We start from the raw sequence: 24,708 nt of genomic DNA, 5'->3' as shown, positions 1-24,708 counted from the left end.
ACCTCACTTTCTTAAGCTTGCCGCGCTGCTACAATATTTTAGTCAAGTAACCACATCTCAGAGGAGGTATCTTCATACTCGTCTGGTTGGGTTTGAGCCAGCTTGATAGATGAGCGATGGGATTTTCTGTAGTTGATTGGGTTATAGGGTTCTTTTACTAATTTATTGGTTTCCTTTTCTGGGGGTTTCAAGGAGTTAATTTCTTCAACAAGTTTAGAATTAGCTTCTGTGAAATCTGCCTTTTCTTGTTTCAAGGAGTCCATTTCTTCAACAAGTTTAAAATTAGCTTTTGTAAAACTTTCGTTTTCTTGTTTTAAAGAGTTAATTTCTTCTATCAATGTAGAATTAGCTTCTGCAAGTTTCAGAGCGGCTTTTTTGGCTTCATCCAGTTCTTTTGTAAGCCGTTTTGCTAATAATTTTTGTTCGGACTCAGCTGATTGCAAATCTACAATTTGCTGCTGAAGAGAGGCTTTTTCATGGTGAGCTTGTTCTAGAGTTTCTTGCAATTCTTTGACAGTTGCTTCTAAATTAGTTTTGGTGGGATTTGTCCGTCTAGCAGTAGTTGACTCTGGTGTCTGCGTAGGCTCTGCTGTGGGGGCTGGAGCATTTTGTTCGACAACTGCTTCAGCGGTGACTTCAATAGCAGATTCACCTGTAGGAGGTGTAAATTTCTGTGCTTCTTCTTGTAATAAATCAGATACAGAGACACGTTTTCTAACCATTATTTCCTCCAATCATGCTGTAGTTCATCGGCGACGCGGCGGTAGTCTGAATCCGCTTCCCGTGCCTGTTTTCCTCGCCATTGAGTAATCGCCACACCCTCAAGTGCTGCTCGTTCATGAGCTTTGTAAGCTCGGATAAAGGCTTTGCAAGCCGGAATTCCTAACCGCATGAGAGTGTTTTGAGCTTCGAGTGCTTCCCCCAAGCTGCGCGTATCGACTTTAGTCAGCAATACCCGATGGGGAACTCCCACGGGGACTACGGATTTTTTGACTGTCTCAATCAGGACAGCTAAATCCATTGGGGCTGGGGGTGTAGGTAAAACTAGATAATTTGCGATCGCTATTACCGTTGTTAAGACTTCAGAGCGTAGCGCTGGTGGCGTATCCACCACTACTAAATCGTAACCTGTTATCTTTGCTAAATTACCTAAATGTTGCGGATCTGTTTCTTGGGATAAATCAAAGCCCATATCATTCTGATTCCGCCCGAACCACCAGCTGGCTGAACCTTGAATATCTGCGTCAATCAAAATCACTTTTTTGTCTCTGGCAAAGTTTGCAGCCAAGTTGACTGCGGTAGTCGTTTTGCCGACTCCTCCTTTACCGTTGAGAATAGCGATGATTTTTGGCACTGCTTGCTTCCGACGCTGTCCTACAAGAATATACTGCTTTGGGTATCTGAATATTTTTTTGCTAACAATTTAAGAGGGATTGGGGACTGGGGACTGGGGACTGGGGACTGGGGAATAGGGAATAGGCAACTTGTACTGAGCGGAGCCGAAGTATAGGCAATAGGAATTAAGTACTGAAGAAAAGTTTTTCCCGATGCCCCATCAATGCCCGATGCCCGATGCCCGATGCCCATTGAAAAAACTTGTAACAATAAAATCTACCAGTCACTATCTCTTCTCAGTTTATTATGACAGCAAACAATAACTTACCTGATGGACCAAGAATGCAGCGCTGGCTGCGCCTCGTCAAGTTTATTACTCAACCTGTGAAGTATGTAGAAGATTTTGCCAAAATCTATGGAGATGCTTTCACTGTCTGGGGTAGCCGGGGTACGCATATGGTTTACTTTAGCCAACCCCAAGCATTAGAGCAGATTTTTAGTGCTGATCCTAGCCATTTTGAGATTGGCAGGGGAAACGGGGGTTTGAGATTTTTGTTGGGTGATAACTCTTTGATTTTACTAGATGGCGATCGCCATAAGCGGCAACGGCAACTTTTAAGCCCTCCCTTTCATGGCGACAGAATGCGGGCTTATGGACAGGATATCAGCGAAATAACGCAGCAAATCAGTGACGAGTGGAATATTGGCAAACCCTTTAATATCCGGAGGTCGATGCAAGAAATCACCTTGCGTGTCATCTTAAGGGTTGTATTTGGTTTAAATGAGGGAGAGCGTTTCCAAGAACTTCAGCAATTGCTAACTTCAGTCTTAGACCAAATTGGTTCCCCTTTAACGACTATGACCCTCTTTTTTGGCTTTTTGCAAAAAGATTTAGGTGTCTGGAGTCCGTGGGGTAAGATTATGTACCTACTACAACAAATCGATCAACTGATTTATACCCTGATTGCAGAACGTCGGCTGGAATCTAATCAAAATCGTCAAGATATCCTCAGTTTGATGATGTCTGCTCGTTATGACGATGGACAACCGATGTCAGATGTGGAATTACGTGATGAATTAATGACATTATTGGTTGCAGGACATGAAACCACTGCTTCTGCATTGACGTGGGCTTTTTACTGGATTGACCAATTACCAGAAGTGAGGGAAAAGCTACTCAAGGAATTAGAAAGCCTTGGTGTTAATCCAGATCCAAGTAACATTGCTAAATTGCCTTACTTGACAGCAGTTTGTCAAGAAACATTGCGAATATACCCAATTGTGATGAATGGTGTTGCCAGGATTGTGAAATCCCCAATTGAAATTATGGGCTACAATCTGCCAACGGGAACTATAATTATCCCTAGTATTTATTTAGCACACCATCGAGAAGAAGTTTATCCAAATTCCCAACAATTCCGACCAGAACGCTTTTTAGAAAGGCAATTTTCCCCTTATGAATACTTACCTTTTGGTGGAGGTAATCGTCGCTGTATTGGGTTGGCATTTGCCCAGTATGAAATGAAAATTGTGTTGGCAAAAATTCTGTCACATTTTCAAATATCACTGGCTAATCAGCATCCTGTGCGTCCTGTGCGCCGTGGTTTCACTTTAGCTACACCAGCAGGAATGCAGATGATACCAAAGCTGAAAGTAAAGCGTGCGACTCAGCCAGTTGCAGTTTAAATAAGTAGGGTGGGCAATGCCTAGTACCGCAAGGCGGAAGTCAAAAGTCAAAAGTCAAAAGTCAAAAGTCAAAAGTAATATGGAGTAAGCTTTTTAGCGATTGAGAATGGTCTGCTTATTTCCGTCGCACTGTACTAGGGTGTTGACTTTGATGGAATTTTCCCGTTTTTGGTTCATGCAATTTTTATGCCTATATATAAGCGTAAAATCTATACCTTATAAGCTTTTGCCCAAATATACACCACATAATTTTGCATGAACTTTTACCCCGAAAAAAGGCACAGAATCAACACCCTAGGCAATGCCCACCAATAACTTCCCAATTTGCTAAGATAATGACTTCTAATTATATTGAACTAATCATAACAATAAGCGCAGAGTTTTTCTCTTCCTCCGCGTGACTCCGCGCTTCCCTCCGCGTGACTCTGCGCTAAAAAACAATCTCCTCCCTCATCCGCTGTTCTAATAATTCCAATAACCCATCCACATCCTTCCCAACTTGCTCAAAACAAATCGGTGGTGGTGGTTCTGGTGCGAACTGAATTAACTTAATTTCACCCTTACCAATACCAATCATCACAACTTCTACTTCTGGCTGATTATTTTCGATAATTCCTAATATTTCTTGCAGCCGATTCTCAACTTTATCGTTTAATTTTTCTATCTGTTCTTTAGGACAATAAACAAAATGCGGTGCTGGTTGCAAGTCGATACCGATAGTACCTTGGCGATTACCGTTTTCTAACCACAATCCCCAAAATAATGCGGCCAATTCTGGTTGATTTTCTTTAGCAAATCTATCCAACTGATGACGCCACTTGTTATCCGCTGATTCCGGCTGGGTACTACCAAAAAACATAATTCATTCGTAATTAAAAACTATTTAACCCAAAGCAAAGACATCAAGAAAAACTTTGTGTCTACCCTGCGGGAACGGCTCCGCCGAATGCGACTCTGCGTGAGACTCATCATAAACCACTCTGCACTCACCAGAGACTAGCATAGATAGCAATTCCTCATGAGTTCCTGACTCTACTAATGTCCCATGTTCCATGACATAAATGCAATCGGCATTCCGGATAGTGGAAAGTTGATGAGCAATGCTTACGGTGGGCTTTGCCTAGTGGTTTGTCAATTTTGTTTTGAGGGGTTTTTGGTAGTGCGGGCCGAAAAGCCCGCGTGAGCGAGACGCTCACACTACAGTCCCTCATTTCAACCCTGACAGTCCTATTGGCTGTAATTCGTTCTAGCGATCGCTGGATTGCAGTTTCTGTTTCATTATCCACCGCTAACGTGGCTTTGTCTAAGATCAATGTGACTACTACATCCACCGCCACCCAATTAATTTAAAATAGAACAAGCGATCGCCAACTAAATTTGTTTACGATATTGTTGTCCATAGTCAAGCAGGCGCTGGAGGGGATGCACTGAATGCCTACGCTTTCTTAATACCTGATGAGATGCTATAGCCGCAGTTCTTCGCAGTTGCGTAAAACCGATACTACCACGTTCAGGAACAGCATCTCACTTTTGTAGTCTTTTGCCTGTGTATATAGGCATAGTCCGTGCCACCATAGTACAGGATATGTTGAAGGACAAAAATGGAGATGAAAACTTGAAAAATCAGCAATTTGCCAATTGGCAAACGACACTTGTAGGAATTTTTTTGGCACTACTCGTAATTATCGGATTCAATTCCTTTATTATTATTAATCCAGGACAAGCAGGTGTAATCAGCATCTTGGGTAAAGCTACAGATGGCGCTTTGCTAGAAGGTATTCACTTAAGGCCACCTCTGATCTCAGTAATAGATGTGTATGATTTGACGGTGCAAAAGTTTGAAGTCCCAGCAGAAAGTTCTACCAAAGATTTGCAAAATTTATCTGCGAGATTTGCCATCAACTTTCGTCTCGATCCGATGCAGGTAGTGCAAGTGAGAAGGAAGCAAGGCACTTTAGAAAATATCGTCTCTAAAATTATCGCACCCCAAACCCAGGAAGCATTCAAAATCGCCGCCGCTAGAAGAACAGTAGAAGAAGCGATTACCAAAAGAAGCGAATTAAAGGAAGATTTTGATAACGCTTTAGGCGATCGCTTAGATAAATATGGGATAATTGTCTTAGATACCAGCGTAATTGACTTGACTTTTTCCCCAGAATTTGCCAAAGCAGTGGAAGAAAAACAAATTGCGGAACAGCGAGCGCAAAGAGCCGTTTATGTAGCTCAAGAAGCTGAACAAGAGGCGCAAGCAGATGTGAACCGTGCCAAGGGTAAAGCAGAAGCTCAAAGACTCTTAGCAGATACTCTCAAAGCTCAAGGTGGGCAATTAGTACTCCAAAAAGAAGCAATTGAAGCTTGGAAAACTGGTGGTGCCCAAATGCCAAAAGTCCTAGTTATGGGTAGTGATGCAAAAGGCAGTGTACCCTTTATTTTCAATCTAGGAAATGTTCAAAATCAACCGTGATTTGAGTAAATAATGTTTAGTAGGGTGGGCAACCCCACCTCAAATACAAAAAACACCAAGAACATAATAAACCACTTTATGTCAACTCCCAATCATCACAATTTTACCGCCGAAGAAGCGAGAAAACTTCTAAATAAATTTAACTGTCTAGATATTGCACCTATCCTCAAGCCATCAGAAAAAGTTTCCGTCCGTCGGGGACTAATCTTGCTTACCAAGCTCTCAGATTACCAAATTTTAGGAATTTGTGCTGATACAGCAGAAGCAGGAATGTTGGCGATGAAAACCTATTCTCAAGCTTTAGGTTATGAAGCACCAAACAATTTACCCATAATTGAAGGGCCAGTTTATATCAAATTAAATGGTAAAAATGGCTTGTGCTATCTTGATTCTTATGCAGGACACCATCGAGGAGTACTGGTATCTTGCCAATCTTACAACACAGAGGGCATCAACGAAATGTATGGACATCTGCCTCTCGACTTATTTGTATAGCATTTATATAGGATTTATACTTGATTTGTGAAACACAGGTAGGGTGGGCACTGCCCACCATAACCCTGCTATAGTAAGCAGCAGCTATCCTACTACATATACGTAATATTTGTTCAATTATGAAATCAGCTTGCCATACATAGCATTAAGAGTTTAGTGAGGTACATAATTAATATTTTTTAACGCAGAGGCTCGCTAAGGTTAGCGCGGAGATACGCAGAGGTTTACGTAATTTAGAAAGCTATATAATAAGTATCTAAGCTTCTTAGGAAACGCTATAAGTCCCACCTACTAATTATCTGAAAATTATCAAAAAATATGGGTATTATTACGCTGCAATCTGTAAAAAAAGACTTTGGCATTAAAGAAATTTTAAATGATGCTAGCTTTAGCTTGGATGCTACAGATAAAGTTGGTTTAATTGGTACAAATGGGTCTGGTAAATCAACCCTATTAAAAATGATCGCCGGTCTAGAATCAATTGATAGCGGTCAAATTTTAGTCAACTCTGGTGCTAAAATTATCTACCTCCCCCAACAGCCAGACTTAGATGAAAATCGCACAGTTTTAGAGCAAATTTTTGCTGATAGTGGCGAACATATGGCTTTGGTGCGTGAGTATGAAGAACTTTCAGATAAACTAGCTCACTATCCAGAAGATAGTCAACTAATGTCCCGTCTTTCTGTAGTCATGCAAAAGATGGACACAACCGGCGCGTGGGAACTAGAAACTAACGCCAAAATCATCCTCACCAAGTTAGGAATTTCCGACTTTGATGCAGTCATAGGCACTCTATCTGGAGGTTATCGTAAACGCATTGCTCTAGCCACAGCTTTGCTCTCAGAACCCGATGCTTTGCTGATGGATGAGCCAACCAACCATCTTGATGCGCTTTCTGTAGAATGGTTACAAAGTTACTTAAATCGCTACCGTGGTGCATTATTCTTAATCACCCACGATCGCTACTTTTTAGATCGTGTCACAAATCGCATCATTGAAATTGATCGAGGTGATATTTACACTTATACAGGTAACTATTCATATTACCTCGAAAAGAAGGCTCTTGCAGAAGAATCTGCCATCAGCAGTCAACGTAAACATCAAGGTGTATTGCGGCGTGAATTAGAGTGGCTCAAAAAAGGCCCAAAAGCTCGCAGTACTAAACAAAAAGCTAGAATAGAACGCGCTCACGCACTGAGAGACACTGAGTTTAAACAGGTTCAGGGTAAAGTCGATATCTCGACAGTTGGTCGGCGGATTGGTAAAAAAGTTATTGAACTCAATAATATTTCTAAATCATATAATGGATGCACCTTAATTAAAGATTTTACCTACGAATTTAGTCCAGAAGACCGCATTGGTATTATTGGCCCTAACGGCGCGGGTAAATCTACATTAATGGATATGATTACCGGAAGAGTGCAGCCAGATTCGGGAAGCGTAGAAATTGGTACTACAATTCACATCGGTTATTTTGACCAACATTCTGAAGAATTGCTCACAGCTTTGAATGAAAATCAGCGCGTGATTGACTATATCAAAGAAGAAGGGGAATTTATCAAAATAGCCGACGGAACTCAAATTACTGCTTCTCAAATGTTGGAACGGTTCTTATTTCCTGGGAACCAACAATATGCACCAATTCATAAACTTTCTGGTGGTGAAAAACGGCGGTTGTTTCTCTTGCGCTTACTCATGAGTGCGCCTAACGTCTTGATTTTAGATGAACCGACTAATGATTTAGATGTGCAGACGTTAGCAGTACTAGAAGACTACTTAGAAGACTTTTCTGGATCTGTAATAGTAGTTTCCCACGATCGCTACTTTTTAGACCGCACCGTAGACACAATTTTTTCCTTTGAACCAGGCGGTGTGCTGCGACAATATCCAGGTAATTACTCCATTTATCTCGACTATAAAAAAGCCGAAGAAGCCGCACAACAACAAACTACTAATACTAAAGACAAGCCGAAAAATATAGAGGCGCAAAAAACCACATCTCTATCTCAAGCCACTGAAACAAAAAAGCAGCGCCGACTCTCAAATTGGGAAAAGCGAGAATTTGAGCAATTAGAAGGTAAAATCGCCAAGTTAGAGTTAGAAAAAACCGAAGTAGAGAAAGCGCTGGTAAATGTTTCAGCAGGCAATTATACCCAAGTACAAAAATTGTATGAACAAGTAGAAACCATCAAACAAGCAATTGATGTAGCAACTGAACGCTGGTTAGAATTAGCCGAGATGGATTCTTAACAAATATTCCTTTGCGTCTTGTAGAGAAGGCGCAAAGTTTGATGATGATTGTAATCATGCGTAGTTATTTTACTAGTCATCAGGTTGTAACATAGAAAACGAAGAAGTAGTGAGAAAGATATAATATGACTACTAAAGAATTATTAATCCAAGAAATAGAAACTTTACCACCAGAATTACTAACAGAAGCACTCAACTTGATTCGTTCTATTAAACATAACTATACAAAACTTCCTAGTGATCAAGAACAGCTTACATACCGTCCTGCTTCTGGACGTTCCATTTTGCGACACGCCGGAACTTGGTCAGGAGATGACTTTAAAGAATGTCTTCAATCAGTGTATGCTACCCGTGGTAAAGCTAAATTTGACGACGAAAACCCATTTGAATAATGTATTTATTGGATACAAATCATTGTAGTGCCATTATTTTAGGCGAGCCAAATGTTATCCATTACGTGAATGAAGTTGGAGAAAATAACATTACTACTTGCATAATTGTGCAGGGCGAACTGACATTCATGATGGAAAAATCCCAGCGCAAGGAAACAAATCTAGCTCGCTTGAGCGAATTCTTAGAAGATATTCGCATTTACCTTATGACAGAAGAAACAGCAACTATCTACGGACAATTAAAAGCTGCTTTATTTAATGAATTTGCACCGAAAGAAAAAAACAAGCGGAGAAAAACTAAAATTACTGATTTAGGCTTTGATGAAAATGACCTTTGGATAGCAGCTATTGCTCTACAGCATAATCTTACCGTTGTATCAGCCGATAGCGACTTTCAGCGAATTCAACAGGTAAAAACTTTAACTGTTGAATCCTGGCTTTAAACATAACAATTAACCCAATTTTGCAGAATATAAAATAAACTTTGTAGCTACCTATTTAATTAACTTGAGTTCGACGGATTTTAGGGGCTAAAACCTTTGTAAATCAAGGATTGTTGGAACTAAGGCTGATAGAAACTCTCAACCAGTAGTTGAGAATAAGATCAATAATTGGCAGATTCAAGGGTTAGTGATTTTATTCTCAATAAACATAGAGATTTTTAGAAAGCCTAAGTTCTCACAAACAATACTGGGTAGGGATTTCAGGCTTTGTAACTCATCTAACTCACGTTAATTACTTGCACTGCACAGAGAAATTATTATTATCGGCCTGCTGTTGCTGCATTTCCCTAAAACCAAGACGTTCGCCGTTCAAAGACATATAGGTATTGCCATCCCAAATGAGGCGCTCACTACTGTCAACTGTTTGGGCATAGAAATAGAAGATTTTGTTGTGGGAAATAATAGGGATACCCTCCTTGTTACTAGATAGATTAGCTGTTTCCCCAGGAGCAAATCTCCACCAACCACGGGTTTCCCAATTATTATTTAAATTTAGATATATCACAGCTACTTGAACCGGACGCGAGCAGTTATTACTGAAATGAAACTGATAGCCTTGCGGCCTCGGTTGTCGCTGAGGTACTGCTTCAGATCCGTAACACGATGGATCAGGAGGCATAAAAATACTCCGAGTTTGACCCGTTACAAGATCAATATCAATACCTGAAGAAGAACATTTTCCACCACTTCGATATGGGATGGCGATCGCCGTTTCAGCCGTGGAAAAAAGGAAAGGTAAAACTGAGAGAATCGGTAGCAATACTACGATTAGGTGCATATATCTTGTTTTTGCCTTCAGATATCTATGCTTTTCAGGCTAATTATAATATTTAGAGGCAAAATTTCCATTCTTTAGGGTGAATTTGGCTTATTATGTGGTGCTGTTTCCCGATATACCTGCGCTCAAGCTAACCACATAGTTGACTTGCCATCCTACATACCGATAAGCTTGTTGTAATCTGTGTGTGTTCCAATCCAAAACTACGAAATACCGTCTTTAACATCTACACCTAATGCTCTATAACTTCGTCCTGCTCGTACTGACCAATACTTACCAACTTTCTTGAAATGTAGCGATGGGTGAGATGGATCGGCTTTGAGTAGTTCGTAACATTGATCGGCTGTTTGCTGAACTTCCTCCGGTAGAGCATCATAGTATTCCCAGAACCGACGAGTTGTATAATGCATTAGATAGCCCGACAGTGCCCGGCTTCAAATTCAGCGATGTCTAACGACAAGCCGCTACGCGTCTACGCCTCCTGTGCCAAAGCTTCTAATTTACCATCAGCAATATCTTTCTCTAATTGCTCATCCCATCGCTGGTAATCAAGATCCGCAAACCATTCTAGTATTTTTTGAAACTCATCAGGTGTAAGCTGAAGAATAGCAGATTCAATTTGCTCAAGCGTTAGCATAATGAAGATAATAAATTATCGAATTTGGGCAAATTATAACTCCAATCAAGATTGATTGACTAGATTAATATAAAAAATTTATCTCTAATATCTATTAAAAAAATATGCTAAGTATCCTGACTCAAGACTTGCGTAATAGCGCCATCCAATTTTTAGAACAAAGTCCTTCCCAACGGTTGCAAACTCTCAGACAACTGGGTATAGCACGTTACGATTTTTTAACTAAAATGCGGCTTAATGATGCCAATATAAACTGCATCATGCGGTTTTTACAAAATCCCAGTCAGCTAAAATTTCCTTATTTAGTAGGGGCAGATTTATCTGGTTTAATTTTAGATGAGGTTAACTTTATCCGAGGCAATTTATCAAGAGCAAACCTCCACGACAGCAGTTTCGTAAATGCTGACCTCTTATTTGCCAATTTTACAGAAGCTGATTTGAGAAATGCAAATTTAAGCGGTGCAACTCTGAATGAGACTATTTGGGTAAATGCGTTAGTAGATGAGTGTAATTTTGGCACAGCTAATGGCTTGAGCGATTTTCAACGTAAAGATTTGCAACTGCGTGGCGCTAGGTTTAGCGATTCAGAAGATGATAATTAAGATAATTAAATAAGAATTAATCTAGATAATTTTATGACTAATTCAATTAAGTTACCTCAAAAATTAATGCTTTTGGGTTCAGGAGAACTCGGCAAAGAATTTGTGATTGCTGCTCAACGTTTGGGAAATTACGTAATTGCTGTTGACCGTTACGCTAATGCTCCGGCGATGCAAGTTGCTGACTGCTCTGAAGTGATTTCTATGCTGAGTGCTGAAGATTTAGAAGCGGTAGTTAGCAAGCATAAACCTGATTTTATCATACCAGAAATTGAAGCAATTAGAACAGAAAAACTTGTAGAATTTGAGCAGCGAGGAATTACAGTTATTCCCACGGCAGCAGCTACTAACTACACCATGAACCGTGACCGAATTCGGGAATTAGCGCACAAAGAATTAGGGATTAGAACGGCTAAATATGGTTATGCCACAACTTTAGAAGAGTTGCTTGCTGTTTCTGATAAAATTGGCTTCCCAAATGTTGTGAAACCTGTGATGTCATCCTCTGGGAAAGGTCAGTCTGTGGTGCAAAATCAGAGTGAAGTTGAGACAGCTTGGAATTATGCGATCGCTAATTCTCGTGGTGACACTCAAAAGGTAATTGTGGAAGAATTCATTGACTTTGAAATTGAGATTACTCTACTGACGATTAAACAGTGGAACGCACCGACAATTTTCTGTGATCCTATTGGTCATCGGCAAGAAAGAGGTGATTATCAAGAGTCTTGGCAACCAGCAGAAATTACTGCAGAAAAGATAGTTAAATCTCAAGAAATAGCGAAAAAAGTCACCGATGCTTTGGGTGGTGCGGGAATTTTTGGTGTTGAGTTTTTTATCACCAAGGATGAAGTTATATTCTCCGAACTTTCTCCCAGACCACATGATACAGGAATGGTGACTTTAATATCCCAAAACCTCAATGAATTTGAATTGCATTTAAGGGCTATTTTAGGTTTACCAATTCCCAACATAGACTTGTTAGCTCCTTCAGCCAGCGCTGTAATTTTAGCTGAAGAGAAATCGGATTCTGTTACATTTGCAGGCGTGGCAGATGCCTTATCTGAGCCAGATGTAGATATTAAGTTATTTGGTAAACCTAGCGCTCACCCATATCGGCGCATGGGAGTAGCTTTAGCTAAAGGAGTGAATGTCCAAGAAGCACGGGAAAAGGCTACTAGAGCAGCAAGTAAAATTAAATTGGTTTAATTGATTGCATTTCCGGCGTTGCTGAATCAGAATATGAAATGCCAAAATAATACCAATTCAATTAATGATTGCGACACATAGATTGTCGTCTAGGGCGGGGTTTCCCATACGTGTCAACTTAAGCCCCGGCGAATAGAATTCGCGGCTACAAAGGCAAAGTCCGCCTCCGCGGACTAAGGTCAAATTAAGGTTTTGAAACCTGCGAAGGCAGGTTTTGTTTGTGTAGCCGCGGTTTCTAACCGCCGATTTGGCGTTAAGTTGACACGCATAGGGGAAACCCCGCCCCTTGTATCTTAAATAGAAGATCCCAAGGAACCGAGTAAATAGCTTTCACTGTGATGTAGAGCAAAGACTTGACTTGAGAATGCAGTTCAAAAAACTTAAATGTTGTCTGTACTAGTTTAACGACACAATTCTTTTTGGAGGACTGGTAATACCAGGTCAAGCTGCCCCGCCCCTGAGACCATACAAAAGTCTGTAACGTAGATTGGCAACCTGTATCGGTGAAATCGAATTGAATTGTAGAGACTGGACAGTATCTTAGACCCCAAATATTGGGAAAGTCTGCATTCACAAGGATAGTAGATGCAATTCATCAGTTCTTCTATTGTAGAAATTAACTGTGGAGGAAATGTCTCATGTCAAAAATAGTTCTCGGTATCGATATCAGTAAAAAAGATTTTCATGTGACTTTGATACTGGAGAACCAAACCACAAAATCCAAAGTCTTTAAAAACAATCCAGAAGGTTTTGTTAACCTACAAAACTGGCTCATCAAACAAGGAGCGACTCAAGTTCATGGCTGCATGGAAGCGACAAGCACCTATGGCGAAGCATTGGCAGAGTTTTTAGTGGAGAATGGTCACAAAGTCAGTGTGGTCAATCCATCCCGCATTAAAGGATTTGCCAAGAGCGAACTACTTCGTACTAAGACGGACAAAGTAGATGCCGCAGTGATTGCGCGTTTTTGTCTGGCGATTGCCCCAGAACTTTGGACTCCTTTACCAGTTGAGGTGAAAGAGCTTCAAGCGCTCCTTCGTCGTTTAGAATCGCTCACGGACATGTACCAACAGGAGCAGAATCGGTTAGAAACTGCCACACCCACTGTTGCCGCTTTAATTGAGTCTCATTTAGAGCAGTTAAAACAGCTGATTGTCCAGGTGAAACAACTGATTCACGACCACTTTGAGCGCCATCCTGATTTGAAGGCCAAGCGCGACCTTTTAACCTCAATCCCTGGTATTGGTGAGCAGACTGCGGCTGTGCTGTTAACCGAAATCGGTTGTCTTGAACAATACCGCAATGCTCGCCAGTTAGCTGCTCATGCTGGCTTAACTCCCCAAGAACGTTCTAGTGGCTCTTCGGTGCAGGGTAAGTCTCGCTTATCTGGAGTTGGCAATGCCCGACTCCGAAAGGCACTTTATATGCCTGCTGTTGCTGCTATGCGCCATAATCCGCTGTTGAAATTATTTGCACAGCGTTTGCTAGATCGTGGCAAGGTCAAAATGCAAGTTCTTGCTGCTGTGATGCGTAAACTCCTGCATTTGGCTTTTGGGGTTTTAAAATCCCAAAAGCCTTTTGACCCTGATTATCTCGCTCATGCCTCTTGACGAATCAAGACAGTATCTACAAATGTATCTGTTGCATTCTTTTTTTCAGATTGGTATAACTTTTTTTGGCGTTGCTGAATCGCAGTATGAATTTGGATGTAGAGACGTAAAATTTTACGTCTCTACAGGGGTTTTGGTACAACGGAAAATCCTAAATCATACATTAAATCAGCAACGCCGAATTACGAACTTGTAATGAGCGCAGCCGAAGTATTACGAATTAGTAATTACTTGCAACGGGGTTTGGCTGACTCAAGTAATTGTATACAAGTTGGGAAACTTGCCGAATAAAGTCTCTTCCTCTAGAATCTCGATATGGACGTTTGACGAAGATAGCTGCCAAGTAATGCTTACCATTGGGCATAGTGATAAACCCAGCATCACCGATGATAAAGCCGATATCTCCGGTTTTGTTGGCGATGACTGCGCCTTTTCCCAAACCGGCGGGAAGTAGTGTATGTATGGTGGTGTGACGCAGAATATCTAAAGCCTGTTCTCGACTCTGTGGGGAGACTAATTTATTATTCACCACCAAAGCCAGTACCCTCGCCAAGTCTTGGGAACTTGTAGTATTTGTGCCTCTTAAATCAGCCAAAAGGCGGCGAATTACTGTGTCTTTTAGTCCCCAACCGCGGAAACGCTGATTTAGTTTGGCTGCTCCACCCAAGCGATCAATAATCATGTTGGTGGCTGTATTGTCACTGATGGTAATCATCTTATTCACGGTTTCTAATGCCGTGTATTTCTTCCCAACTCGCTCATATTGCATGATTCCAGAGCCATTTGTGACCAAATCACTCCGCATTGTCAGCTGTTCATCTAGCCTGACTTTACCTGCGTCTAAGTCCTGAAAAAAGGCGATGAGAATTGGCAATTTAATTGTACTGGCAGCGGGGAAGACGCGATCGCCTCCAATATCCAAATAATTCCCCGTCTCTAAATCGAGGAAAAACATTCCTGTTTGCAGAAAGCTATATTTAGCCATCAAGGTTTTAATTTGCGGTTCAAGCACTTTCATAGGTGAATGTAAAGGAACCACGCCAGCAAACATATCACTATCAGCAGCCGGGGAAACTGTGATGGGAACCTGACTAAGAGTTTGTTGCACTGGCTTGGTGGCAGCTTTGACAGTTGAGCCAAGCAGGAACACACTTAAAAAGCTGGATACAAGCCAGCTTAATTTCACAATATTTTCTTTGGGTGTGAGTGACATCAGTAACAGCTGTTTGTGTGAGGAGGAAAATTGCACCAACAAATTAAAGCACAATTTTGTATTACTTGCAGAGTTTGAGTACCCCGCCGCGATATACTTACGGTTAGCGATCGCTACATCCGGAAAGTTTTAATTTATCTGGAAAAAAATCACAACTTCAAATCTACAGCGATGCGATGGGCACAGGCAAACCCAGAAAACGCCACTGCATTCAATCCCTGACCGGGAAAGGTACTATCCCCCACACAATAAAGTCCGGGAACCTCTGTACGATTAAACGGCATCCCCAATAATCCCCACAACTTGCGCCGAGGGATTGGCCCATAAGTACCATCTACTCGACCCAAAAAGCGACGATGGGTGCGCGGCGTTCCCACTTCCAGATAATCCAACCCAGCATTTAAACCAGGAAAAATCTTCTCTAGTCTGTCAATAATTCGCCATGCTGCGGCTTCTTTGTTAGCCTCATACTCACTTTCAGTCAGTCCTTGCCAATTTTCTATCCAGTCGGGCGTGAAAGCATGAATGATGTGATAACCTGCTGGTGCTAAATCTGGGTCAAGCAACGTGGGAATAGAAACAAAAACCGTACCAGACGCTGCTGTCATTTGCTGCCAATCTTCCAACAAAATATGATGGCACTCCGTTCCCACAGGTAAAACTGACTCTTTCACCCCCATATGTAAACTCAAAAAGCTCGGTGATTTCTGATAATTTTGTTGCCACTTTTTCTCACTAGCTGGTATTTTCTCCCTGGGTAGTAATTTTTCAAAAGTATCCCAACGTGTAGCATTAGAAACTATGCGTTTACCCTGATAGACTTGACCATTAGCTAGTTGTACACCTACAGCGCGTCCCTGTTCTCGAATAATCTTCGTGACCTTGGCTTGATATTGAATTTTACCCCCAGCCTTTTCTAGACCTTTCACCAGGGTTTGAGCAATTTTTCCTACCCCACCTTTAGGATAGTTAACTCCGCCATAATGCCTGTCAGAAAAGACCATCCCAGCATTAATCATCGGTGTCATCTTAGCTGGAACCACCGACCAGCAATAACACTCCATATCGATAAACTTCAATAATTGGGGATCTTTGATGTATCGCCGTGCTACATCCCCAACATTTTGTGGCAAATATTTAGCCAAACCAAGACATGCTAAAGGGTGTCGCAAAAATGTCCGCATCAGATACCGAGGTTCTTCTAATGACAGCAACTCCATGCTATTGAGGCAATTAAAAACTTTCCAGCACTCGTCATAAAAGCGACGAATCCCCTTTTCTTCATGGCGAAAATAAGCAATAAGATTTTGCAAAAAATTTTCATAAACTCGGTCAACCTTCAGGTCTAAACCATTGGGTAGATGATAGTGAATCTGCACCGGATCAGCGATCGCCTCGACGCTGACATGCACCGCATCAAGGGCACGAGTGAGTAAATTAGTAGTGCCCTTCTCTCCCAACCCAAAAATCATCGAAGCCCCAACATCAAATCGATACCCCTGACGCTCAAAATAGCCAGCACTCCCACCTGGAATCAGATAACTTTCCAGTACCAGTACTTTAGCTCCCTTTGCTACTAACTGAGTTGCTGTCACCAATCCACCGATACCAGAGCCAATCACAATTACATCAAATATGGGACTAGGAGACATAATTTAAAGTAAAAAAACCAACATAAATGATACTCGCGATATGGGGAATTGGGAATGGGGAATTGGGAATGGGGACTGGGGAGAATAACAAATGACCAATAACCAATCACAAAAAAGAGGGACAAGCCTGCTACCGCTGGCTAATCCCGTCTGCCGATCCTTAAAGAGAGGAGAACACTGATTAACAATATAACCTTGATTGAGAATATATGTCAACTGCTAATGAAAAATACTTTCAATAATGAATAGTGTGTTGATTTTAGCAGTCAGTCGTAGCCAGGGAAGAGTATAGAGTATTATGATGTTTCAGTTCTCACATAGGAAAAAAGCGCCTATCTGTGCCTATGACGCTACAACTGCGTGTATATGTTCCACCCCATCCCCTAATCAAGCACTGGCTGGCAGTTGCCCGCGATGCTGCCACACCTTCAGTATTATTTCGGAGTGCGATGACTGAGTTGGGGCGATGGCTGACTTATGAAGCTGCGAGAGATTGGTTACCAACTCTAGAAACAACGGTGCAGAGTCCTTTAGATTCCACTGCGGCAACTTTTATTGATCCAGAAGTGCCTGTGGCAGTGGTGCCGATTCTTCGGGCTGGGCTGGGATTACTAGAAGGGGCACAGACCTTGCTACCCCTGGCATCGGTTTATCATCTTGGCTTGGTGCGAAATGAAGAGACACTGGAACCTTCGTGTTACCTGAACAAATTGCCGGAAAAATTTGCTCCCCAGACGCGGGTGTTAATTACCGATCCGATGTTGGCAACGGGAGGATCGATTATGGCTGCAATGGCAGAATTAACACAGCGGGGTGTTGACCCTGTTTTGACACGGATTGTATGTGTAGTGGCAGCTCCACCAGCTTTGCAAAAATTGAGTGTTGCCTATCCGGGTTTAAATGTTTACACAGCTGCTATTGATGAAACAATTAATAGCCAGGGGTATATTGTACCGGGATTGGGAGATGCAGGCGATCGCACCTTTGGGACTTAAGCTAGTATGCAGCTAGGGAAGAAGAAAAATAGCTTAACTAGTGTATAAAGTCGCAAAGTTTCTTCAAGGCGGTTAAAGATATGAGTCAGCGAGATGGTTTTGCTAGTGGTTTTTTCGTCGGAGCAATTTTCGGTAGTGTCGTAGGTGGTGTTGTGGGAACCTTGATTGCTTCTCGGAGCGATCCAGAATTGGTAGCAGATGAAGAGACAGAACAGACTAACAACCAAACTGAAGCCAAAAAAATATCAGGGAAACGTCGTCAGATGCGAGCCGCAGAAACTGACGCCGTGGAGATGGAAACCGCAAGGCGATCGCTAGAAGATAAAATCGCCCAGTTGAATGCGACAATTGATGAAGTGCGAAAGCAACTGGGCAATGTCAACGGCAGTTCCTCTGGGTCCATTAGCGATCGCTCTTTAACCAAAGACTCCTGAACTGCTAAACGCCTGTAAAAGTGCCAAATTGTGGTGAATGCCAAAACTAGCCGCAGACACCATGACATGGACTAAATTAAAATCAATAATAAGACCGCTTTTGACACTTAGCAAGAAACCAACCCATCCATGAATCTACTGTTTGCAGTACTAGCTGCCTTCTTCACATATTACGGCTATTTACTAATTATTCGGGTGCTGTTGACCTGGTTCCCCAACATCGACTGGTATAACCAACCATTTGCTGCTCTGAGCCAAATAACCGACCCCTACCTCAATTTTTTCCGCCAATTTATTCCCCCATTGGGCGGTATTGATATTTCGCCAGTGTTAGCGATTATACTATTGCAGGTTCTAGGTGGCTTTATGCAAAACCTCAGCCGGATGCAAGCTTTCATCTAGCACAGAATTTGCAGTTTGTGCCATCTGCAAATACATTACTTGGAGTCTGGGCTAATGAAGTCCAGACTCCAAATATCCTTTTAATTAAATCAGTAGCAAGATCCCACAGGATAAATCACCAGTTTAATTCGACTCTTTACCCTGTGGGAACGACTGCACTACCTCGACTACTTCGGCTACGCTCAGTACAAGTCAAGGCAGGTTTCTCAGTAACTATTGGGTAACTCTCGCTCCCAACTGATAACTGATAACTGTTAACTGTTAACGCCGCACTTGACCACTAAATCCAGCAGCTTTAAACTGCTTCAACTTTAACGGCGTAGGCTGATTTGCAGGTACAGAAATTCTCAATTCAAAATCACTGATACCCGGTGGGACTTCCGCAATTGAACCTAGACGGGTGCGGTTTTGCATGACTGAGTCATTATTGGCATCATAAATGCGTCCAAAAATGTCTGCATCGTAGACGGTTTTGTAAGTACCATTTTCAGCTTTGCCAGTCACAATATAGCAGCTAGCAGCGGCAGAACCACTACTAATCACAGCCCCTTGCGCTAATTCTGGTGGACAATCCTTATAAGAAACATCAAATAGTCTAATCTGTGTCAACGCCATAGCACAGGGAGTAAATGCCCAGGATAAAATGCTGATAACACATGCAATAACTATCACCTTATTTAGTCTGAAATACTGAGTTGAGAAAGCAGTGATAAATCGCATGTGTTTTGAGCCGTACAACCTAGTTAAAGTCAGGAAATTAAACAAAGATGTCATACTGTTTTTCTGGTGCATATCTAAAAATAATGGCAACTAAATTCTAGTAAACTTTATACCAAGCTAAGAGTTTTGGCGTTGCGGAAGAAAGTATGAATTTGTCATTCTGAAAGGAACGTAGTGAAGTGAAGAATCTCGCAGATACTTCATTCCACTAGTGCTACACTCAGCATGACAATCACAATTCATACTGCAATCAGCAACGCCAGAGTTTTAACTAACACAGCAATTAATACTGTTTTTAAACCCAGCTTACCTGAATTTAACTACCAAGGGATTGAAGAAGTTGATTTAACTTTTTTGACACTCCCCGGCATGAATGCGCGGGGATTCTTGGTTCACCTTTGTAATAATAAAAAAAATCAACCCTCAATGCTATTAGCTTATGACTCCAGATGAGATTGAAGCAGCCTTGCAAGCAGCCTTTAATCGTTGTGATGCAGCCAGCTGTCCTCTCACTGATATGCAGAAACAGATATTACTGCAAGTCGTTGGGCAAATTCAGGGAAATTCTCACGCGAATGCATCAGACATGGCTAATCCTTTGGATGAACTGACTTCAGAGGAATTAGAAGCGTTTTTAAAGTTTGTTAAAACAGAAGAACAACAAGATCGGACTTGGAAAGTACAATTACTCAACGACTGGCTGCAAGAAAATGACTCCGGCGCAGTGCAATTTATCCGCGATCGCTACGGGTTACAGTGGTTGTATCGCGTTGAGTCGTATCATTTTGACAAATACTCTTATTTTGAAGATGCACTAAAACTCAGAGTAGGCGATCGCATTGAAATTTCCAATGCCTTATGGGAATGGGTGCAAGTAAACGGCCCCTGTCAGCGCGAGTGGTTTCCCTGCACAGTCATTCAAGTCGAAGAAATCATCAATGGCGATGATTCCTTCATGAATTGCGTCATTCGCTTCCAAAATGGCACTGAGTACGAAATTCAAGGCATCTACGAATGGAATCGCTATAACTGGCGCTGGCCGAAGATATAGAGGGCAGGGGGTAGGGAGCAGGGGGCAGGGGGAGAATGGCAAATGACAAATGACCAATAACAAATAACAAATGACAAATCCACTTGTACTGTTTGTAATCAAATTGGCATTTTGCTATTGAATTTTATAGTAATTATTAAAAAATGGGGATGATTGGCAGATAAAAACCTTTTAAGCAACTTTGTAATAGGTCAGGCTGTCAAGACAAGATTAGACCTCTTGCATAAGTGGTTTTATCGGCGTTTATCGGCATGGCAGATGCTTGAACTTTCGGAAACAAAGCAACGCACTGCCTCGTTTATCGGCGGTTAATTATTCGTTGTTTAGACTTTTGCAAGAAGAATTCTTATGCCCGTTAATTACACTAGTCAAAAATCCTTTGCTAATGAAGGGCTAGATGTCACTCCCCTCTCCTCAGCAGATATCTTTCATGCTAGAGATGACGACAGCTTAAAACTCAGCGGTCGTAGTAGCTTTGACGCTACCATAAATGATCTGAAAGCAGATTCGTCTAATGTGCAAAAATCGCATAGCACTGAGGCGAAAATTACCAGTGATGCGACTACTAAAAGCTATGACTCCAACTCTGGCTATGGCTTGGTGAATGCAGGCGCAGCAGTGGCTAAAAGTATTGGTCAAAATACCTTTGCTGATGTTCCTGACTTGGGTGGAAATAATTGGGGGGCTGATCTTGTGAAAGCCCCAGAAGCCTGGGCTAAAGGATATACAGGGCAAGGTGTTGTTGTGGCTGTTGTGGATACTGGAGTTGACTACAACCACGCAGATTTAAAAAATAATATTTGGACTAACACTAAAGAAATTGCTGACAATGGCATAGATGATGATGGTGATGGCTATATTGATGATGTCCGGGGCTGGAACTTTGTCAATAACACCAACGAAGTCATGGACGACAATAGTCATGGCACACATGTTTCTGGAACTATCGCTGGGGAGAATAATGATTTTGGTGTCACCGGTGTTGCTTATGGTGCCAAGATTATGCCGGTTAAAGTTTTAGATGATTCTGGTTCAGGCTCTTATAGTGCGATCGCTAACGGCATCTACTATGCTGTCAATCATGGCGCTAATGTCATTAACCTCAGTCTAGGAGGTGATTTTCCTAACAGCACCCTGGAATCAGCTATTGATTATGCCAGCAAAAAAGGGGTCGTTGTTGTCATGGCAGCAGGTAATAATGGTTACCCATTAGTATCTTATCCGGCAGCCTATGCTAATAAGTCAGGAATTGCGGTTGGAGCAGTAGATCAAAACAACAAAATGGCTGACTTCTCTAACCAACCAGGATTTAGTCAACTAGCCTATGTCACAGCGCCAGGAGTCAATGTCTACTCTACAGTACCAGGAGATCAGTATGCTTATTACAGTGGTACATCTATGGCGACTCCCCACGTTGCTGGAGTAGTAGCTTTAATGCTTAGTGCTAACCCTAATTTGAGTGCTGAACAAGTGCGTCAAATCATCACCAGCACGGCCGCAAATAGTTCTCAATCTCTCAGCACAAGCTCTAATACTGGCTCGCTAACGCATCAGATTATTGCAGATATGACAGGAAATAGTCTACAGTATCCTACAGCTAGCTTCAAGCTCAGTTCAACCAATGAGGTTAATAGTGTAACTTCCCGCTTGATCCCAATCTCGACATCGGAAAGTCAGAGTTTGTTGGCGAATTCAGAGATCGAATCAAAATTCAGTTACTACGACAGTACTCCTAGCAGCAACAGTTATGACAGTCTTGCTGAAGACAATGGCTGGACTTGGAAAAATTATTAAGAGTGTTCCAAAAAATAAATAATCCAAAACCCGTCATTGCGTACTCCGCAGGAGTTGCAAGCTATGCGTAGCGTCTCGCAGAGAGCGAAACGAAGTGTAGCGTAGCAATCTCAAAGTCTTTGCGATTGCTACCCTGCGGGAACGCTAAGAGCGTAGCTTGCTTCCCCAAAGGGGTACGTTCCTCAGCATGACATAGAAGGAGACTCTTCAAACATCCTCTAAGGTTGACACATATAGGGAGCGGGGAGCAGAGGATAAGGAGAGGAAAAAAGTTATTGAGCCATAATTTTTCTTCCCTTGCTCCCCTAACGTTCGCATAGCATCCCGCAGGGATGGGATATTTTTCTAGTGGGAAGTCCCTGATTAACGCACTGAGGTTTTAATAATTACCTGGGCGAGCTAGGTTTTTAAACTTCGTAAACTGCGGATCAAATAATAGCTTAACAGTGCCTGTTGGTCCATTACGGTGTTTCGCTACTATCACTTCTGCTACACCGCGATCCGGAGTATCTTGAGTGTAATACTCTTCACGGTACAACATTATTACTAAATCAGCATCCTGCTCGATACTTCCACTCTCTCTCAAATCTGAAAGCATCGGGCGCTTATTTGTACGTGCTTCTACTCCACGACTCAGCTGAGATAAAGCAATAACTGGTACAGATAATTCTCTAGCTAAACCTTTAAGAGAACGGGTAATTCGAGATAATTCTTGGACGCGATTATCACCGCCTCCTTCCATTAATTGCAAGTAATCAATCACAATTAATCCTAGTTCCATTCCCTGTTCTGCTTGCAGCCGTCGCGCCTGACTACGCATTTGTGTGACTGTAATATTCGGCGTGTCGTCAATATAAATTGGCATTTCGGAGAGCATACCAATGGCACGGCTTAGGGGTTCCCATTGTGTTTGACTGATGCGTCCACTGCGGAGATAACCGCTTTCAATGCCGGCTTCACTAGCTAATAGTCGCTGCACCAATTGTTCTTTAGACATTTCTAGGCTAAAAACAGCAACTGGTAGTTTATAACCTGCAGCAATATTATGAGCAAGGTTTAGACAAAATGCTGTTTTTCCCATTGATGGCCTACCAGCGACAATGATTAAATCAGAACGCTGAAAGCCACTAGTCATGGCATCTAAATCATAAAAGCCGCAGGGAATCCCCGGTAAAGCGATACCTTGATGACGAGTTTCAATATCTTGGAAAGTATTAATTAGGGTATCAGAAATGTGGACTAGACCTGTTTGGGGGCGTTCTTGAGTGACGCCAAAGACTTTTTGCTCTGCTTGATCGAGAACAATTGGTAATTCTTTCTCAGTTTCGTAACCGAGATGCACAATTTCATTACCAGCTTTAATTAATTGTCGCCGCAGGAATTTATCCATCACCAACCCGGCGAGGGTGTCGATGTTGACTGCTGAGACGGTGCGATCTACAAGAGTGGCTAATTTGTTTCTCCCACCAATGTGAGCCAGTAGATCGTTATCAGAGAGCCAACTGGTGACAGAAAGTAAGTCTGTCGGATTACCTTGAGCGTGGAGGCGGAGCGCTGCTTGGTAGATATCTTTGTGAGCGCTAATGTAAAAAGCTTCGGCGATGAGGCGATCGCTCACTCGACCGATCGCTTCTGGATCTAGTAAAATACCCCCTAATATCGCTTCTTCGGCTTCAATGTTTTGGGGTGGTAGATGGCCGCTACCATCGCCTTTAAAACTCAGTTCGTCAGCCATAAGCGATTTTATTGAAGTATGAAGTATGAAGTCTGAAGTCTGAAGTCTGAAGTCTGAAGTCTGAAAGCTGAAATGAAGAAACTTGTACAGTCAGCTTTTGGGCGTTTTGTAATGGTTGGTTTATTTGCGCTGTGATGGACTAGCTATCGGGGTTGCACTCTTACCCTTATGGTGCAAAATCGACTCAAAGGCGCTTGAAGGTGGTTCAGCTGAGTATACATTAAGAGGTATTTAGGAGCCAGAATACACAAGTCTCCCGACTTCTGAATTCTGACTTCTACTTAAATGTCAATCAGCCTAGCTAGCTACGACTTCGATATTGATTTCTGCAATTACATCAGAATGCAGCTTAATCTCAGCTTTGTAAGTACCGAGGTGGTTGATATCTGGGATGGTAATACCCCGGCGATCAACTTCTTGACTTGTAGCTGCTTGAATTGCATCTACAACGTCTTGGGTGGTGACAGTACCGAAAATGGCTTCGTTTTCACCAACTTGCTTGGCGATTTTCAAACTGGTAACTTTTTCTAGAGCGGCTTTTTGCTCTAAAGCTTGTTGTCTGAGTTCTAATTGACGTTGATTTTCTTTTTCACGACGGCGTTCTACTTGTCTGAGAATACCGGGAGTAGCATGGGTGGCCAATTTTTGCGGAATTAGATAATTACGAGCATAGCCGGGAGCTACGTCTACTAAATCGCCTAATTTCCCAAGCTTGCTGACATCTTGATTTAAAACTAACTGTACGCGTTTCACCATC

Annotated in this window: 26 protein-coding genes and 1 pseudogene; 16 read left to right on the top strand and 11 right to left on the bottom strand. The window is 42.0% G+C overall.

Annotated elements, in window-relative coordinates:
• Nucleotides 1-38: 38 nt before the first annotated feature.
• Together CAL7507_RS07655 and CAL7507_RS07650 are read right to left on the bottom strand one after the other, a co-directional pair.
• A complete protein-coding gene (locus CAL7507_RS07655) occupies nt 39-722 on the bottom strand; it encodes a hypothetical protein (RefSeq protein ID WP_015127885.1) in 684 nt (227 codons plus the stop codon).
• Nucleotides 722-1,354 carry a ParA family protein gene (locus tag CAL7507_RS07650; RefSeq protein ID WP_015127884.1) on the bottom strand — a complete coding sequence of 211 codons (633 nt, stop codon included), beginning with the start codon at nt 1,352-1,354 and terminating at the stop codon, nt 722-724. The genes CAL7507_RS07655 and CAL7507_RS07650 overlap by 1 nt, the downstream gene beginning before the upstream one ends.
• 287 nt (nt 1,355-1,641) lie before the next feature.
• Between CAL7507_RS07650 and CAL7507_RS07645 the strand changes: the two genes are divergently transcribed.
• A complete protein-coding gene (locus CAL7507_RS07645; RefSeq protein WP_015127883.1) occupies nt 1,642-3,021 on the top strand; it encodes a cytochrome P450 in 1,380 nt (459 codons plus the stop codon).
• A 430-nt stretch (nt 3,022-3,451) separates the two neighbouring features.
• Here the strand turns inward: CAL7507_RS07645 and CAL7507_RS07640 are convergent, their stop codons facing one another.
• The gene (locus CAL7507_RS07640) at nt 3,452-3,880 is read right to left on the bottom strand and encodes a hypothetical protein (RefSeq protein ID WP_015127882.1); all 429 of its coding nucleotides are present in this window, start codon (nt 3,878-3,880) and stop codon (nt 3,452-3,454) included.
• Between the two features lie 320 nt (nt 3,881-4,200).
• Between CAL7507_RS07640 and CAL7507_RS32650 the strand changes: the two genes are divergently transcribed.
• From CAL7507_RS32650 to CAL7507_RS07615, 6 genes are all read left to right on the top strand, one after another.
• On the top strand, nt 4,201-4,371 hold the full coding sequence (locus tag CAL7507_RS32650) for a hypothetical protein (RefSeq protein WP_201447879.1): 171 nt from the start codon (nt 4,201-4,203) through the stop codon (nt 4,369-4,371).
• Between the two features lie 235 nt (nt 4,372-4,606).
• Nucleotides 4,607-5,485 carry a prohibitin family protein gene (locus CAL7507_RS07635; RefSeq protein WP_015127881.1) on the top strand — a complete coding sequence of 293 codons (879 nt, stop codon included), beginning with the start codon at nt 4,607-4,609 and terminating at the stop codon, nt 5,483-5,485.
• A 78-nt stretch (nt 5,486-5,563) separates the two neighbouring features.
• On the top strand, nt 5,564-5,980 hold the full coding sequence (locus tag CAL7507_RS07630) for a DUF1824 family protein (protein WP_015127880.1): 417 nt from the start codon (nt 5,564-5,566) through the stop codon (nt 5,978-5,980).
• A gap of 318 nt (nt 5,981-6,298) precedes the next feature.
• The gene (locus tag CAL7507_RS07625; protein WP_015127879.1) at nt 6,299-8,230 is read left to right on the top strand and encodes an ABC-F family ATP-binding cassette domain-containing protein; all 1,932 of its coding nucleotides are present in this window, start codon (nt 6,299-6,301) and stop codon (nt 8,228-8,230) included.
• Nucleotides 8,231-8,355: 125 nt separating this feature from the next.
• The gene (locus CAL7507_RS07620) at nt 8,356-8,622 is read left to right on the top strand and encodes a hypothetical protein (protein ID WP_015127878.1); all 267 of its coding nucleotides are present in this window, start codon (nt 8,356-8,358) and stop codon (nt 8,620-8,622) included.
• Nucleotides 8,622-9,065: a type II toxin-antitoxin system VapC family toxin gene (locus CAL7507_RS07615; RefSeq protein WP_015127877.1), complete on the top strand. Its 444-nt coding sequence runs from the start codon at nt 8,622-8,624 to the stop codon at nt 9,063-9,065. The genes CAL7507_RS07620 and CAL7507_RS07615 overlap by 1 nt, the downstream gene beginning before the upstream one ends.
• A gap of 292 nt (nt 9,066-9,357) precedes the next feature.
• Here CAL7507_RS07615 and CAL7507_RS07610 read toward each other — a convergent pair whose 3' ends face one another.
• From CAL7507_RS07610 to CAL7507_RS32645, 3 genes and pseudogenes are all read right to left on the bottom strand, one after another.
• Complete coding sequence (locus tag CAL7507_RS07610) at nt 9,358-9,903, bottom strand: DUF1036 domain-containing protein (RefSeq protein WP_015127876.1); 546 nt, start codon at nt 9,901-9,903, stop codon at nt 9,358-9,360.
• Nucleotides 9,904-10,106: 203 nt separating this feature from the next.
• Nucleotides 10,107-10,313 (bottom strand): hypothetical protein, encoded by a 207-nt coding sequence (locus CAL7507_RS30595; protein WP_015127875.1) that lies wholly within the window; start codon nt 10,311-10,313, stop codon nt 10,107-10,109.
• Nucleotides 10,313-10,540 (bottom strand): annotated as a pseudogene (locus CAL7507_RS32645) (hypothetical protein). The gene CAL7507_RS30595 and the pseudogene CAL7507_RS32645 overlap by 1 nt, the downstream one beginning before the upstream one ends.
• A 104-nt stretch (nt 10,541-10,644) precedes the next feature.
• Between CAL7507_RS32645 and CAL7507_RS07605 the strand changes: the two are divergent.
• The 3 genes from CAL7507_RS07605 to CAL7507_RS07595 all read left to right on the top strand — a co-directional run bounded on the left by CAL7507_RS07605 (nt 10,645) and on the right by CAL7507_RS07595 (nt 13,955).
• Nucleotides 10,645-11,142, top strand: coding sequence for a pentapeptide repeat-containing protein (locus CAL7507_RS07605; RefSeq protein WP_015127873.1), 498 nt, complete (start codon nt 10,645-10,647; stop codon nt 11,140-11,142).
• 33 nt (nt 11,143-11,175) lie between these two features.
• On the top strand, nt 11,176-12,345 hold the full coding sequence (gene purT / locus CAL7507_RS07600; RefSeq protein ID WP_015127872.1) for a formate-dependent phosphoribosylglycinamide formyltransferase: 1,170 nt from the start codon (nt 11,176-11,178) through the stop codon (nt 12,343-12,345).
• Nucleotides 12,346-12,983: 638 nt separating this feature from the next.
• Complete coding sequence (locus tag CAL7507_RS07595; RefSeq protein WP_015127871.1) at nt 12,984-13,955, top strand: IS110 family transposase; 972 nt, start codon at nt 12,984-12,986, stop codon at nt 13,953-13,955.
• A 220-nt stretch (nt 13,956-14,175) separates the two neighbouring features.
• On the opposite strand, the gene CAL7507_RS07590 is transcribed toward CAL7507_RS07595, so the two are convergent.
• Together CAL7507_RS07590 and crtH are read right to left on the bottom strand one after the other, a co-directional pair.
• On the bottom strand, nt 14,176-15,168 hold the full coding sequence (locus CAL7507_RS07590; protein WP_015127869.1) for a serine hydrolase: 993 nt from the start codon (nt 15,166-15,168) through the stop codon (nt 14,176-14,178).
• 149 nt (nt 15,169-15,317) lie between these two features.
• Nucleotides 15,318-16,820 (bottom strand): carotenoid isomerase, encoded by a 1,503-nt coding sequence (gene crtH / locus CAL7507_RS07585; RefSeq protein ID WP_015127868.1) that lies wholly within the window; start codon nt 16,818-16,820, stop codon nt 15,318-15,320.
• Between the two features lie 344 nt (nt 16,821-17,164).
• Here crtH and upp point away from each other — a divergent pair, with 344 nt between their 5' ends.
• From upp to CAL7507_RS07570, 3 genes are all read left to right on the top strand, one after another.
• Nucleotides 17,165-17,815, top strand: coding sequence for a uracil phosphoribosyltransferase (upp, locus tag CAL7507_RS07580; protein ID WP_015127867.1), 651 nt, complete (start codon nt 17,165-17,167; stop codon nt 17,813-17,815).
• 80 nt (nt 17,816-17,895) lie between these two features.
• Nucleotides 17,896-18,249 (top strand): hypothetical protein, encoded by a 354-nt coding sequence (locus CAL7507_RS07575; RefSeq protein WP_015127866.1) that lies wholly within the window; start codon nt 17,896-17,898, stop codon nt 18,247-18,249.
• A 129-nt stretch (nt 18,250-18,378) separates the two neighbouring features.
• Nucleotides 18,379-18,651, top strand: a complete 273-nt coding sequence (locus CAL7507_RS07570) for a YggT family protein (protein WP_015127865.1) — start codon at nt 18,379-18,381, stop codon at nt 18,649-18,651.
• 261 nt (nt 18,652-18,912) lie between these two features.
• Here CAL7507_RS07570 and CAL7507_RS07565 read toward each other — a convergent pair whose 3' ends face one another.
• Nucleotides 18,913-19,371: a hypothetical protein gene (locus tag CAL7507_RS07565; RefSeq protein ID WP_015127864.1), complete on the bottom strand. Its 459-nt coding sequence runs from the start codon at nt 19,369-19,371 to the stop codon at nt 18,913-18,915.
• A 225-nt stretch (nt 19,372-19,596) separates the two neighbouring features.
• Here CAL7507_RS07565 and CAL7507_RS07560 point away from each other — a divergent pair, with 225 nt between their 5' ends.
• The 3 genes from CAL7507_RS07560 to CAL7507_RS07550 all read left to right on the top strand — a co-directional run bounded on the left by CAL7507_RS07560 (nt 19,597) and on the right by CAL7507_RS07550 (nt 22,216).
• Nucleotides 19,597-19,824 (top strand): hypothetical protein, encoded by a 228-nt coding sequence (locus tag CAL7507_RS07560; protein WP_015127863.1) that lies wholly within the window; start codon nt 19,597-19,599, stop codon nt 19,822-19,824.
• Nucleotides 19,811-20,422, top strand: coding sequence for a hypothetical protein (locus CAL7507_RS07555; RefSeq protein WP_015127862.1), 612 nt, complete (start codon nt 19,811-19,813; stop codon nt 20,420-20,422). The genes CAL7507_RS07560 and CAL7507_RS07555 overlap by 14 nt, the downstream gene beginning before the upstream one ends.
• A 348-nt stretch (nt 20,423-20,770) precedes the next feature.
• Nucleotides 20,771-22,216, top strand: a complete 1,446-nt coding sequence (locus tag CAL7507_RS07550) for a S8 family serine peptidase (protein ID WP_015127861.1) — start codon at nt 20,771-20,773, stop codon at nt 22,214-22,216.
• A 379-nt stretch (nt 22,217-22,595) separates the two neighbouring features.
• On the opposite strand, the gene dnaB is transcribed toward CAL7507_RS07550, so the two are convergent.
• Together dnaB and rplI are read right to left on the bottom strand one after the other, a co-directional pair.
• A complete protein-coding gene (dnaB, locus tag CAL7507_RS07545) occupies nt 22,596-23,951 on the bottom strand; it encodes a replicative DNA helicase (protein ID WP_015127860.1) in 1,356 nt (451 codons plus the stop codon).
• A gap of 297 nt (nt 23,952-24,248) precedes the next feature.
• A complete protein-coding gene (gene rplI / locus CAL7507_RS07540; protein ID WP_042341961.1) occupies nt 24,249-24,707 on the bottom strand; it encodes a 50S ribosomal protein L9 in 459 nt (152 codons plus the stop codon).
• Between the last annotated feature and the right edge of the window lies 1 nt (nt 24,708).

The organism is Calothrix sp. PCC 7507, assembly GCF_000316575.1.
Lineage (GTDB): Bacteria > Cyanobacteriota > Cyanobacteriia > Cyanobacteriales > Nostocaceae > Fortiea.
Note: the sequence above shows the minus strand (reverse complement) of the source record. Positions and strands in the feature narration are given on the sequence as shown.

What these genes read in the sequence shown, in the direction of transcription:
- CAL7507_RS07625 (WP_015127879.1), top strand. Translation starts at nt 6,299, where the DNA reads ATGGGTATTATTACGCTGCAATCTGTAAAAAAAGACTTTGGCATTAAA.
- dnaB (WP_015127860.1), bottom strand. Translation starts at nt 23,951, where the DNA reads ATGGCTGACGAACTGAGTTTTAAAGGCGATGGTAGCGGCCATCTACCA.
- CAL7507_RS07570 (WP_015127865.1), top strand. Translation starts at nt 18,379, where the DNA reads ATGAATCTACTGTTTGCAGTACTAGCTGCCTTCTTCACATATTACGGC.
- crtH (WP_015127868.1), bottom strand. Translation starts at nt 16,820, where the DNA reads ATGTCTCCTAGTCCCATATTTGATGTAATTGTGATTGGCTCTGGTATC.
- CAL7507_RS07565 (WP_015127864.1), bottom strand. Translation starts at nt 19,371, where the DNA reads ATGCGATTTATCACTGCTTTCTCAACTCAGTATTTCAGACTAAATAAG.
- CAL7507_RS30595 (WP_015127875.1), bottom strand. Translation starts at nt 10,313, where the DNA reads ATGCATTATACAACTCGTCGGTTCTGGGAATACTATGATGCTCTACCG.
- CAL7507_RS07550 (WP_015127861.1), top strand. Translation starts at nt 20,771, where the DNA reads ATGCCCGTTAATTACACTAGTCAAAAATCCTTTGCTAATGAAGGGCTA.
- upp (WP_015127867.1), top strand. Translation starts at nt 17,165, where the DNA reads ATGACGCTACAACTGCGTGTATATGTTCCACCCCATCCCCTAATCAAG.
- CAL7507_RS07615 (WP_015127877.1), top strand. Translation starts at nt 8,622, where the DNA reads ATGTATTTATTGGATACAAATCATTGTAGTGCCATTATTTTAGGCGAG.
- CAL7507_RS07645 (WP_015127883.1), top strand. Translation starts at nt 1,642, where the DNA reads ATGACAGCAAACAATAACTTACCTGATGGACCAAGAATGCAGCGCTGG.
- CAL7507_RS07575 (WP_015127866.1), top strand. Translation starts at nt 17,896, where the DNA reads ATGAGTCAGCGAGATGGTTTTGCTAGTGGTTTTTTCGTCGGAGCAATT.
- CAL7507_RS07555 (WP_015127862.1), top strand. Translation starts at nt 19,811, where the DNA reads ATGACTCCAGATGAGATTGAAGCAGCCTTGCAAGCAGCCTTTAATCGT.
- rplI (WP_042341961.1), bottom strand. Translation starts at nt 24,707, where the DNA reads ATGGTGAAACGCGTACAGTTAGTTTTAAATCAAGATGTCAGCAAGCTT.
- CAL7507_RS07590 (WP_015127869.1), bottom strand. Translation starts at nt 15,168, where the DNA reads ATGTCACTCACACCCAAAGAAAATATTGTGAAATTAAGCTGGCTTGTA.
- CAL7507_RS07630 (WP_015127880.1), top strand. Translation starts at nt 5,564, where the DNA reads ATGTCAACTCCCAATCATCACAATTTTACCGCCGAAGAAGCGAGAAAA.
- purT (WP_015127872.1), top strand. Translation starts at nt 11,176, where the DNA reads ATGACTAATTCAATTAAGTTACCTCAAAAATTAATGCTTTTGGGTTCA.
- CAL7507_RS07640 (WP_015127882.1), bottom strand. Translation starts at nt 3,880, where the DNA reads ATGTTTTTTGGTAGTACCCAGCCGGAATCAGCGGATAACAAGTGGCGT.
- CAL7507_RS07655 (WP_015127885.1), bottom strand. Translation starts at nt 722, where the DNA reads ATGGTTAGAAAACGTGTCTCTGTATCTGATTTATTACAAGAAGAAGCA.
- CAL7507_RS07595 (WP_015127871.1), top strand. Translation starts at nt 12,984, where the DNA reads ATGTCAAAAATAGTTCTCGGTATCGATATCAGTAAAAAAGATTTTCAT.
- CAL7507_RS07560 (WP_015127863.1), top strand. Translation starts at nt 19,597, where the DNA reads ATGACAATCACAATTCATACTGCAATCAGCAACGCCAGAGTTTTAACT.
- CAL7507_RS07620 (WP_015127878.1), top strand. Translation starts at nt 8,356, where the DNA reads ATGACTACTAAAGAATTATTAATCCAAGAAATAGAAACTTTACCACCA.
- CAL7507_RS07605 (WP_015127873.1), top strand. Translation starts at nt 10,645, where the DNA reads ATGCTAAGTATCCTGACTCAAGACTTGCGTAATAGCGCCATCCAATTT.
- CAL7507_RS07610 (WP_015127876.1), bottom strand. Translation starts at nt 9,903, where the DNA reads ATGCACCTAATCGTAGTATTGCTACCGATTCTCTCAGTTTTACCTTTC.
- CAL7507_RS07635 (WP_015127881.1), top strand. Translation starts at nt 4,607, where the DNA reads ATGTTGAAGGACAAAAATGGAGATGAAAACTTGAAAAATCAGCAATTT.